The organism is Myxococcus sp. MxC21-1, assembly GCF_032612255.1.
Classification (GTDB): Bacteria; Myxococcota; Myxococcia; order Myxococcales; family Myxococcaceae; genus Myxococcus; species Myxococcus virescens.
Genome location: NZ_CP123278.1, coordinates 3,407,764 through 3,419,659, shown reverse-complemented (window position 1 = coordinate 3,419,659; position 11,896 = coordinate 3,407,764). Strand labels below are relative to the sequence as shown.

Below are 11,896 nucleotides of genomic sequence, written 5' to 3'. Positions count from 1 at the left end.
TGCCAACTCCCTGAGGTAGCTGACCGTCACGCTCTTGAGGTCTTCCATAGGCAAAGCCGGCCTTTAGGTCGCTGGTCGTAGAGGGTCAACGTGCCAGCATTACATGTGTTCTTCGCCCGACCCCCTTTCTCGTTTCATCACCCGATGACACTCAGGGGGCGGCTAGGTATCCTGCCCACGCTTGAGCGACCTGCCCAGACTGCTCCTGTGCAGTTTCGACGTCATCCCCGGTCCGTCGGGTTCATCCCGGCGTTTGACCGAATACTTGAAGGCGTTGCCGGACCGCTTCTCCGTGGTGGTGCTGTCGGCGAAGACGCCTGACCACTCCCACATCGAGAAGTACCAGGGCGCCCGGCTGCTGCGCGTCCCGGTAGGCTCGGGGGACCTCGCTTCGCGCATCCAGGCCTTCGAGCGGGCCGTGCGCCGGCAGCTCGAAAGCGAGGACTACGCGCTCGCCCACTTCACGGACCCCTTCGGCGGATACGCATTGTGCGAGCTGAAGGGAGACTACGGGTACCGGCTCATCTACGAGGCCCAGACGTTCCCCTCGCAGGAGCTGCGGTACACCCACCCACAGACGGAGGGGGACCGGCGCTTCCTGTCGAAGATTCGCAGGCAGGAGCTGTTCTGCCTGATGAACGCGGACCTCGTCGTCACCGGCTCGGAGACGACGCGCGCGTACATCCAGTCGCTCGGCGCCAGTGAGGAGCAGGTCCGGGTGCTTCCCGCGCCGGTGGACCTCCAGCCCTTCACGCCCGAGGTGCTGGGCGCCCCGGACGGCGAACCGCTCCGGATGATGTACCTGGGCAGCCAGGTGGGGTGGCAGGGCCTGTCCACGCTGCTGCGCGCGGTGGAGGTGGCGGCCCGGAAGGAAGAGGTGCGCCTCACGGTGGTGGGCGCGCGCCACGCGGACTGGCAGCCGCACCTGGATGACCTGGTGAAGGAGCTGGGACTGGGCGACCGGGTGGAGTTCCAACCCCGGTGCACCACGACGACCTGGCCAAGGTGCTCGCGCTCGCGGACGTGGGCGTGCTGCCCATGGATGATGTGGAGCGCAATCGCGTTCAGGGCGGGCCGCTGGCGAAGGTTTCGGAGTACTGCGCCGCGGGCCGCCCCATCATCGCGGCGGACCTGCCCGTGACGCGGGAGCTCATCCCGGCTGGCGCGGGCGTCTTCTTCCTCCGGGCGACAGCCAGGCCTTGGCCGACCGCATCATCGAGCTGGCGCGCGACGTGAAGCGCCGGATGGAGCTGGGCCAGGTGGCTCGGGCACACGCGGAGGCAGCGCTCGATGCAGGGCTCATCCGCGGCAAGCTCCTGGACCTGTATGACTCGCTGCTGGAGAAGCGGTCGGAGCCCGTCTCCACCACGAGCGAGGACAACCTGCCCGCGCCCACCACGGTGACGGGAACGCCCACGAACCGGCTGGCGGCGCTGCTGCCTCCCGAGCCCGCCCCCACGGCGGCACCAGTCTCCAAGAAGGCGCCGGAGCCTCGAAAGGACAAGGACGCGCCTGCCGCGGGGCGTGCGCGCGAAGACCTGCCGCTGGTCATGGGGCAGGTGCTCGATGAGGGCTCGACACGCGCCTCATCAAGACGGAACTCGAGACGAATCCCATCGAGCCGCCCGTGGTGATGGGCGCGCCGCTGCGAGAGCGCTCCGCAGCGGCCGCCGATGCAGCGACCACCACGGTCCGCGAGAGCGAGGCCTCCGCGTCCAGCGTGCCCGGCAACGACGCGACGCCGGAAGGTTCCGCGCACGACGCGAGCGACGACGACGATTCCGAAAGCGCGCTTCCCATCGTTCAGGCAACGGAGGTCGAAGACGCGGACGAACCCCCGTCGCCGACGCCCATCGTCAAGGCGCCGGCTCCGTCAGCGCAGGCCTCTTCATCGGTGAGCGACGGTACGAGCGAGCACGCGGCGACGACGCCCGTCGTGAAAGCGCCCTCCTTTTCGGGCCGGTTCTCCGCCGTGCAGAGTGGCGACAGCAGCGAAGCCTCGGGGGCAACGCCCATCGTCAAGGCGCCGTCGTCGTCAGGTCGGCTGCCTTCGGTGCTGAGTGACGACGGCAGCGGAGCCTCGGGGGCAACGCCGATCGTCAAGGCGCCATCGTCGTCAAGTCGGCTGCCTTCGGTGCAGGGTGACGACGGCAGCGAAGCCTCGGGGGCAACGCCCATCGTCAAGGCGCCATCGTCGTCAAGTCGGCTGCCTTCGGTGCAGGGTGACGACGGCAGCGAAGCCTCGGGGGCAACGCCCATCGTCAAGGTCCCGCCACCTCCAGGCCGGCCGCCGTTCTCCGTCAGCAGCGACACTGACGAAGCCTCGGCGACAGCGATGTCCGCCAAGGGAAGCGCCGCCTCATCGAGCCGCCTTTCATCCCCGGCGAGCACGGACGCCAACGAGGCCTCGGCGACGACGCCCGTCGTCAGGGTCCCCCCACCCCCGGGCCGGTCTCCTTCGCCGGTGGGTGCGGATTCCTGTGAAACCTCATCAGCGACGCCCATCATCAAGGCGCCCGCCGCGCTGAACCGGACGGACTCGGGCACCAGCGAAGCTGCGGGGACTCAGATGAAGCCCCCGCGCCGACCCCGGTCGTCCGCAGCCCCGTCATCGAAGCGCGCTACGAGCCCCCTCGCACACGCCGGTGGTGCGCTCGCCCTACGACCGCCAGCGGGACGAACCACCCGCGCCGACGCCCATCATCCGCGTGCCCACCGAGCTGCTCCAGGAGCTCCTCCCCACGCGCGCATCCAGCAGCCGGGGAACCGACTCCTCAAGCCGGCCGGAAGAGTACCCCACCCCTACACCCATCGTCCCCGCGCCCTCCTCGCTGTCGAGCCGGAGCATCTCCGCTCGAATGGAGACGCCCGTCGGACGGATGACGGCACTGACGCCACAGCAGCGGTCCACGAACACGGAACGGCCGCCGCCCATCTCCCGCCCGGGTGCCTCCGAAGCAGAGCGCCTGCCTCCCATCCGAGGAGGCGCGTCCGTGAGCACACCGGAGCGCCCGCCGCCGACCCTCCACCCGAGCACCTCGCCGCCGGAATCCGCCCAGCCCCCGCCCTGCCTCCGCGCGCGGCAGCGCCCCGCCCGTTCCCCTTCAGCGTCCGCCCCGGCTCCAGTCCGTGGACGGCCCCCCCGGCTCGAACCCGTCAGCCCGCAGGCGTTCAAGGCCTCGGCCTCGGTCCCCGGCGGCGAGGACGAAGAGCCCGAGGAAATCTCCGAGGACGAAGCCCAGTCCATCGACGAGGGGGACGACGACAGCCACTCCCGCGCGCGGCCCCAACCCGAAGAGCCGGACGAAATCAGCAGCGACGAGGTGGAGGAAGCGGAGATTTCCGCCACCAGTGCAGCGCAGCTCATCGAATCGGACGACGACCTGGAGGAAGCCGACGCCGACGTGGCCCCCGAGCCACACGACGAAGGCCCCGCCCCGGAGCCCGTTCCCTCGACGCTGAACCCGTGGTTCGCCCAGCTCGCGCACGGGTACTGCCCCCCCGACGGAATCCGCTTCGACCGACACACGCCCCCGACGACGTTCCCCGGTCGCGACGAGCCCACGAACCCCGCCCACCCGGCCCCCTCAGTCCGTTCGGAAGTCGTCGTCCGCGGCAAGAGCTCGTGAGGCTGGCAACCGAGCTACTCCTGGAAACTTTCCAAGGGTCACAAGCGCCCGCTAGGATGTTCCGGTTTTCACAGCACTTTTTCCGGGACAAAGGGCTTCATGGAGCGTCGGGTCCTCATCGTCGAAAGCGAGCATGATTTTGCGCTCAGCATGGCCACCGTGCTCAAGGGCGCGGGCTACCAGACAGCCTTGGCTGAGACGGCGGCTGACGCGCAGCGTGAGCTGGAGAAGCGCCGGCCAGACCTGGTCGTCCTCCGCGCGGAGCTGAAGGATCAGTCCGGCTTCGTCCTCTGCGGCAACATCAAGAAGGGCAAGTGGGGTCAGAACCTCAAGGTCCTGCTGCTCTCCTCCGAGAGTGGCGTGGATGGCCTGGCGCAGCATCGTCAGACGCCACAGGCCGCGGACGGCTACCTCGCCATCCCGTTCGAGATGGGCGAGCTGGCCGCCCTGAGCCACGGCATCGTGCCGCCGGGCACGGATGACACCGGCGCGTCGCTGGATGCCGCGCTGAACGGGACGCGCGAAGCACCGCCGCCCATGCCTCCGTCGCTCAAGGCCGCCGCGGGGGCCCGCCAAAGCTGCCCAAGCGCGAGCGCCGCAGCGCGATGACGGAAGAGGACCGCGCGTTCCTCGACCGCACGTTCCAGTCCATCGCGGACCGCAAGGCGGAGCTGCTCGCCGAGTCCCGCCAGCTCAAGCGTCCGCCACCGCGGCGCGAGCTGATGGGCACGCCCGAGGGCAAGATCCAGATCCTCCGCGACGAGCTGAAGACGCGCGAGGCCCAGCTCGCCCGCCTCTCCGAAATCTGGAACGTGCGCGAGCGCGAGTTGCTCTCCGGCGAGGACCGCATCCACGAGAAGGACGTGGAGTTGCAGGGCCTGAAGATGCAGGTGGACGACCTGCTGCGCCGCTTCAACGAGGCCCAGCAGGCGACCATCCAGAAGGAGCGCGAGCACGGCGCCACCGTCGATGACCTGCTCCTCCAGAAGTTCTCCGCGGAGAAGGACCTCATCGAGGTCGTCGCCTCCAAGGAGAAGGACATCAACCTCCTGCGCCGGGAAGTCTCCCGCGCCGAGGAGGAGCTGAGCCGCCGAGCCGGCGAGCTGGAGCACGGCCGCAACGAGTACGACAAGCTGGAGAAGCACCTCGGCGTCGTCACGCTCGAGTTCGAGGTCAAGGAGCAGAAGCTCCAGGACACCATCCTCGCGAATGAAGGCGAAATCGCGCGGCTGACGAAGCGCGGTGACGACTTCGAGGCCGAGCTGAACCGCACCATCAGCGAGCGTGACCAGCGCTTCGCCGAGCTGGACGGTGAAATCCAGGCCCTCCAGGAGCGGCTGCAGCAGACCGAGCAGGAGCGCGACACCACCGTGCGCGGCCTGGAAGCCCGCGCTGCCCGTGCCGAGGAGCACGGCACCCAGGCTGACGCGGAAATCCACCGGCTCAACGCCGAGCGCGATGCGCTGGAGGCGAAGCTCAGCCAGCAGGTCGCGGACCTGGAGGCGGACCTCGCGCGAACCACGGGCGAGCGCGACCAGCTCCGGCTGGACAAGGACGCCCAGGAGGCCGAGCTCACCCAGCGCATCGAGGAGCGTGACGCGAAGCTCGGCACGCTCGAGCGCGAGCTGTCGGAGACCATCGCTCGGAACGAGCACACCGAGGCGGAGCTCAACGCCAACATCCAGCAGCAGCTGGAGCGCATCGGCGAGCTCGAAGGCGAAGTCGAGGCTGTCAAGACGCACCTGGAGGACCGCGAGAATGAGCTGACCGCGGAGCTCCAGGCGCTGGGACAGGCCAAGGACGAGCTGGAGACGGACCTCAACGACCGGCTCCAGTCCCTCTCCCAGGCGAAGGACGCGCTGGAGGCGGACCTCTCCCGTCAGTTGGAGGAGCTGCGCTCCGCCAAGGCCGAGCTCGAAGCGGACCTCACCGGCCAGATTCAAGCGCTCACCTCGCAGCTCGAGGAGACGCAGCGGCAGCTCGATGACTCGCAGCGGACCGGCGAACAGCTCTCCGCGCGCGTGGCCCAGTTGGAGGACACCGTCTCCCAGCGGGAGTCCACCATCGAATCCCTGCAAGGGGACGTTGCCGCGCGCGACCAGCGCATCTCCGAGCTGAGCGGAGACCTGGACGCCACCAGCCAGACGCTGGCCCAGACGCAGCAGACGCTGGCACAGACGGAGCAGCAGCTCGCCGACACGCAGAACACGCTCGCCAGCACCGAAGGCACGCTGGCGGAGACGCGCGGCGAGCTGGACGCCACCAGCCAGACGCTGGCGCAGACGCAGCAGACCCTCTCCGACACGGAAGGCGCGCTCGCGGAGACGCGTGGCGAGCTGGATGCCACCAGCCAGACACTGGCCCAGACACAGCAGACGCTGGCGCAGACGGAGCAGCAGCTCGCCGACACGCAGAACACGCTCGCCAGCACCGAAGGCACGCTGGCGGAGACGCGCGGCGAGCTGGAGGCCACCACCCAGACGCTCCAGCAGACGCATGCGGCGCTGGAGGACACGCGCGGCGCGCTCCAGGAGACCAGCGACACGCTGGCGCACACCACCCGCGAGCGCGACCAGCGCATCGCGGAGCTGGCGGACCTGGGCGCCGCGAAGAACGCGCTGGAGCAGGACCTCACCGGCCAGATTGGCCAGCTCCGCAGCGAGCTGTCCGAGACGCAGGGCAACTACGAGGCCGAGCGGGCCGCGCACGAGAAGCTTGCCGCGGAGACGAGCGCGCACATCGGTGACCTCACCAGTGAGCGTGACGGACTCCGCTCCGAGCTGGAGGCCACCAGTCAGACGCTGGAGCAGACCCACAGCCAGCTCGCCGCCACCCGCGACGCACTGGCGCGCGAGCAGCACGCGCACCAGGAGAGCCGGAAGGCCGCCGCGAGCACCCAGACCGCGCTGGAAGGCCAGCTGGCCGAGGCGCGTGCCCATGGCGAGGACCTGGGCGAGCACCTCACCCTCACCAAGCACGAGCTGGGCACACGCGTCGCCGAGCTGACGCAGCTCACCGCCACGCTGGCGCAGACGGAGAACACCCGGGCCCACCTCGAAGAGCGGCTGCACACGCTCACCGAGGAGTCGCAGCGCCGCGAGGAGCTCCTCCAGAACGACCTGACGCAGAAGGGCACCGAGCTGTCGGACACACTCCGCAAGCTCACCCACGTGACGCAGGAGAAGATGCGTCAGGCGGAGGTGCTCAACCGCGAGGTCGCCACCCGCACCGAGCAGCTCAAGGCCCTGGAGGCCAAGCTCCAGACGCAGGCCACCGAGGCCCGCCGTCAGGCCGAGGGCCTGGGGCAGCAGATTGCCGGTCTCAACGAGCAGCTCGAACAGGGCCGCAAGGTGCTGGCGGGCCGCGAGGACCAGCTGCGCGCCGCGGCCGCCGCCCAGCAGAAGCTCACCGCCGAGCGGGACGGCCTCGCGGGCCAGCTCCAGCAGGCCGAGGCCCGGCTCCAGCAACAGGCCCAGCAGGCGAACCAGGAACGTGCCGACGCCAAGCGCGCGGCGGACGAACTGGCCGCAAAGCTGGCCAAGGCCGAACAGCGCATCGCCCAGTTCGCGCAGGACGCCCAGACGCAGGCCACCGAGGCCGACGCCAGGGCCAAGGACCTGCAGGGCCAGCTGAGCGCGCGAGCGAAGAAGATCCAGGACCTGGAGCTGGCGGTGGAGAACGCGCAGGGCGCCGGTCCCGCGCGGAGAAGGAACTCAACGCCAAGGTGGCCGCCGCCGAGAGCAAGGCCCACGAGGCCTCCACCCGCCGGCCGCCGCGCAGAAGGAGCGCAAGGACCTGGAGGCGCGGCACGCCAAGGAGCAGGAAGACCTCGCCGCCAAGCAGAAGGCGGAGCTGGAGCGTCGCGACGCCATCAAGGCGCAGGAGGTCGCCCGCCTGCAGCAGTCCGTGCAGGAGAAGAGCAAGGCCCTCAAGGTCGCCGAGTTGGAGCTGGCCCGCTACAAGAGCAAGTCCGCCACCACGGCCACCCCGGCCAAGGCCGCCGCCAAGCCCGCGGCGGCCGAGGACGACGAGCTGGCCGTGAGGACGCAGCTCAACCAGGTCATCGCGCCCGCCCCTGCGGCCCAGGCCCCGGCGAAGAAGCCGGCCGCCAAGCCTGCGGCCCAGGCCGCCGCGAAGAAGGCCCCTGCCCCGGCTCCCGCCCCGCCGGCGGCGCTGAGTGAGGAGTCCGAGCCCACCGACCGGACCCTGGTCATCCAGTTGCCCACGGCCAAGGAAGACGACGACTGGACGGCCCTGGTGGACGAGCTGGACAAGTAACGGCGCCGGGATTCCGGCACCCCGCCGGAATCCCGACGGCCTCGGCCTCGGAACCCCGAGTCCACAATGAAACGGCCCTGACATCCATGCCCTAGCCGGGCAGGTGTGTCAGGGCCGTCTCAGTTCCAACGCAGGAAGCGTCGAGCGGTTCCATCCGCGCTCAGAGCGCGGCGCGTGCCTCGCGGACCAGCTCCTTGAAGTGGAGCGTGGAGACGACGTCCCGGAGCGACACCACGCGGCCCCCCGTCAGGGCCTCCTCCTGGGCACGGCGCCAACTGCTGCGGAGTGTACGCAAGGCGACATAGGCCAGCAGCAGCGGGAAGCCGCCCGGAAGCAGGACCACTGCCACCATCATCACCATCCGCAACCACGCCCACACCATGACCGCTCACCTCCCTGAATACCGATTGGAAGCCATGAGATGCACGAGGTGTGCCCACGTTGCGCAGAATATTTCCCTCCGGAGTTACGCGGGTTTGCCAGGCAGCGAGGCGAACGGGCCACGGTGACGACGCCGGAACCCTGGCATTTTTGCCGCAGTCCCCAGGAGGGCGTCGGTTAAGTTCACCGGGTGAGCACCCCTTCGACGGTTGAGAGCCACGCCTTCACCAGCGTGGAGGACGCGGAGAATCGCCTGGAGCAGGTGGGCTATCTATCCTCGCCGGAGATCGCCACGGCGGCCTTCCTGGCGGACCGGATGAACAAGCCCATCCTGGTGGAAGGCCCCGCCGGCGTCGGCAAGACGGAGCTGGCCAAGGCCCTGGCCCAGGCGCTGGGCCGCGAGTTCATCCGGCTCCAGTGCTACGAAGGCCTGGACGAGGCGAAGGCCCTCTACGAGTGGGAGTACGCCAAGCAGCTGCTCTACACCCAGCTCCTCAAGGACAAGATTGGGGACATGGTGCAGGGCACCACCACGCTGGCGCAGGCGGCGGACCGGCTGGCCTCCAGCGACGCGGTGTTCTTCTCCGAACGCTTCCTGCTGCCCCGCCCGGTGCTGAAGGCCCAGCTCTCCGAGCGCCCCGCCCTGCTGCTGGTGGACGAAATCGACAAGGCGGACCCGGAGTTCGAGGCCTTCCTGCTGGAGGTGCTCTCCGACAACGCGGTCACCATCCCCGAGCTGGGCACCTTCCGGGCGAAGCACATCCCCCGCGTGCTGCTCACCTCCAACGCCGCGCGCGAGCTGTCCGACGCGCTCAAGCGCCGCTGCCTCCACCTGCACATCGACTTCCCGGACCGCGAGCGCGAGCTGCGCATCGTCCGCTCGCGACTGCCCCAGGTGCCCCAGGTGCTGGCGGAGCAGGTGGTGGAAGCGGTGGCCGCCATCCGCTCGCTCGACCTGAAGAAGGCGCCCTCCATCAGCGAGACGCTCGACTGGGCCCAGAGCCTGGCGCTGCTGAACGCGGAGCAGCTCACCGCCGACGTGGTGGCCTCCACGCTGAACCTCGTCCTCAAGTACGAAGGCGACATCGAGAAGGCGAAGGCCAACCTCTCGCAGATTGCCCAGGCCTGACGGGCCCTCGAAGCGCGTGCTGCTGAAGGAACGCTTCCAGATCACCCGGCCGCTCGAGGAGATGGAGCTCCGCCTCGTGCGCGCATCGCTGGCCAACGCGGCCCTGGTCGACCCGCGCGAGGAAGCCATTCTCCGCACCGCCCTGTCGCTGGCACGCCTCTACAAGGTGCGGCACGGCGAGCGCGACGTGGGTGTGGGCGCGCTGCTCACCCCGTTTCGCGAGGAGGTGGAGCGCCGCCTGGGCCCCGTCCTCAAAGCCCCCTTCCCGCCCACGCGGGACCGGCTGATGCCGCACGTGAAGGACCTGCGCCAGCACGCCGCGAAGGCGCGCGACATGGTGGCGCAGCGGCTGCGCGGGCGCGTTCCCCCGAGGCACTGGACCGGGAAATCCGGCACAAGGAACTGGTGCTGGTCACCGGTGGCGGCGGCGGAACGGCCTACGTCTACCTGGGAGCGATGAGCCTCCTGGACGAATACGGCCTGGAGCCGCGCCTGCTCGCCGGGACGTCCATGGGCGCCATCCTGGCCATCATGCGCTCGCGCCTGTCGCGCTTCGACGCCACGGACATGATCAACATCGTCCGCGGGCTGTCCTTCCGGAAGCTCTTCCGCTTCATCTCCACGGAGAGCCGCTACGGCCTGCCCGCCGCGCTGCGGCTGTTTCTGCGCGCGGGGCTGGGCCGCTTCTTCAGCGCGGGACCGGAGAACAGTGGCATGCGGCTCAAGGACTTGCCGGTGCCGACGCTCATCGCCGTGGGCGGCATCCGCCGCGGCATGCTTCCCCGGCCGCTGGAGTATTACGAGCGCCTGCTGGGCACCAGTCCGCTGGGCCTGCTCAACCCCGCGGGTGTGGCACGCCGCATCCAGGCCGCCATGGGTGCCATGGCCGAGCTCTTCACCCGCCCCGAAATCACCGCCCGCCTCTACCTGGGTGCGGACGACACCACCGGCGACTTCGACGCGCTCGACGCCGCGGGCTTCTCCTCCGCGCTGCCAGGCGTCATCCACTACGACGTGCTGCGCGAGGACCCCGGCATGCACACGTTGGTGGAAGGACTCATGGGCCAGCACGGCGTCGCGAGGCTCATCGACGGAGGACTGGTGGACAACCTGCCAGCGAAGGCGGCGTGGAAGGCGGTGGCCCGAGGCCGCATCGGCACGCGCAACGCGTTCATCCTCGCGCTCGACGGCTTCGCTCCGAAGCTGACCACGCCCTTCTGGCTGCCCCTCCAGCGGCTCGCCGCGATGACGGTGGCGCCAAACCTTCCCTATACGCACCACGTCAAACGCTTTCCGCGAACACTGTCACCGCTGGACGTCGTACCGTCGGTGGAACTGGCCTCGAAGGCGTTACAATTCGGCAGGGCGGCACTCTCGGAGGACCTCCCGTTCCTTCGTCGGATGCTCGCCCCCCTGCCACCGGTGCTGTGACTGTTTCGGGACGAGAAACACGCTTTGACCTCATAGGTTTCACTGGCTAGAAGGCCCTGGCTGTCCCCCCCTCAACATCCAGGCGAAGGAACATCGAATGAGCTCGACCTCGAGTAGTGGAGTGCGCGCCGAGCAAATCTGGCTCGACGGCCGACTGATGAAATGGGACGAGGGCCACGTGCATCTGATGACGCACGCGCTTCACTATGGCCTGGGTGTCTTCGAGGGCATCCGCGCATACAAGACGCACGACGGACGGCTGGCCGTCTTCCGGCTGCGTGAGCACGTCCGCCGGCTGCTCGACTCGGCGCACATCATCATGCTGAAGATTCCGTACACCGAGGACGAGCTCTTCGACGCGTGCGTGAATCTGCTCCGCGCGCAGAAGGACCTGTTCGCCAACGGAGCGTACCTGCGGCCAGTGGCCTTCATGGGCGACGGCGCCATGGGCCTGGGCGCGGTGAACCCCACCCGCACGGCCGTGACGGCCTGGGACTGGGGCGCGTACCTGGGCGACAAGGGCATCAAGGAAGGCATCCGCGCCAAGGTCAGCTCGTACACTCGCATGCACGTCAACGTGAACATGGTGCGCGGGAAGATTACCGGCCAGTACGTCAACTCCATCCTCGCCAAGCGCGAGGCGGTGCTGGCGGGCTACGACGAGGCCATCCTCCTGGACATCAGCGGCTTCGTGGCCGAGGCCTCCGGAGAGAACATCTTCCAGGTGAACAAGAAGGGCATCATCAAGACGCCCCCGCTGTCCGGCCCCATCCTGGACGGCATCACCCGCGACACGGTGCTGCACATCCTGCGCGACAGCGGCCGCACGGTGGAGGAGGTCACCTTCACCCGCGACGCGCTCTACATCACCAACGAGATCTTCCTCTGCGGCACGGCGGCGGAGATCACCCCCGTGCGCGAGGTGGACAACCGCCAGGTGGGCGACGGCAAGCCCGGCCCCATCACCCGGTACGTGCAGGACATGTACTTCCGCATCGTGCGTGGCCAGGAGCCGCGCTACGCGGACTGGCTCACGTACATCTGAGCC

Annotated in this window: 5 protein-coding genes and 2 pseudogenes; 6 read left to right on the top strand and 1 reads right to left on the bottom strand. The window is 69.2% G+C overall.

Annotation, left to right across the window (positions count from 1 at the left end):
* Nucleotides 1–274: 274 nt before the first annotated feature.
* Both QEG98_RS41920 and QEG98_RS15750 read left to right on the top strand, forming a co-directional pair.
* Nucleotides 275–3,629, top strand: a pseudogene (locus QEG98_RS41920) (glycosyltransferase).
* Nucleotides 3,630–3,728: 99 nt separating this feature from the next.
* A pseudogene (locus QEG98_RS15750) lies at nucleotides 3,729–7,907 on the top strand (response regulator).
* A gap of 160 nt (nucleotides 7,908–8,067) precedes the next feature.
* On the opposite strand, the gene QEG98_RS15745 reads toward QEG98_RS15750, so the two are convergent.
* The gene (locus QEG98_RS15745) at nucleotides 8,068–8,289 is read right to left on the bottom strand and encodes a hypothetical protein (protein ID WP_316567266.1); all 222 of its coding nucleotides are present in this window, start codon (nucleotides 8,287–8,289) and stop codon (nucleotides 8,068–8,070) included.
* A gap of 189 nt (nucleotides 8,290–8,478) precedes the next feature.
* Here QEG98_RS15745 and QEG98_RS15740 point away from each other — a divergent pair, with 189 nt between their 5' ends.
* The 4 genes from QEG98_RS15740 (at nucleotide 8,479) to QEG98_RS15725 (ending at nucleotide 11,893) form a co-directional block, all read left to right on the top strand.
* Nucleotides 8,479–9,417: an AAA family ATPase gene (locus QEG98_RS15740; RefSeq protein WP_090492865.1), complete on the top strand. Its 939-nt coding sequence runs from the start codon at nucleotides 8,479–8,481 to the stop codon at nucleotides 9,415–9,417.
* A gap of 16 nt (nucleotides 9,418–9,433) precedes the next feature.
* Nucleotides 9,434–9,877, top strand: coding sequence for a hypothetical protein (locus tag QEG98_RS15735; protein ID WP_316567265.1), 444 nt, complete (start codon nucleotides 9,434–9,436; stop codon nucleotides 9,875–9,877).
* Entirely contained in the window at nucleotides 9,823–10,848 is a 1,026-nt protein-coding gene (locus QEG98_RS15730; RefSeq protein ID WP_316567264.1) for a patatin-like phospholipase family protein, read from the top strand. The genes QEG98_RS15735 and QEG98_RS15730 overlap by 55 nt, the downstream gene beginning before the upstream one ends.
* A 97-nt stretch (nucleotides 10,849–10,945) precedes the next feature.
* Nucleotides 10,946–11,893 carry a branched-chain amino acid transaminase gene (locus QEG98_RS15725; RefSeq protein ID WP_090492862.1) on the top strand — a complete coding sequence of 316 codons (948 nt, stop codon included), beginning with the start codon at nucleotides 10,946–10,948 and terminating at the stop codon, nucleotides 11,891–11,893.
* Nucleotides 11,894–11,896: the final 3 nt, after the last annotated feature.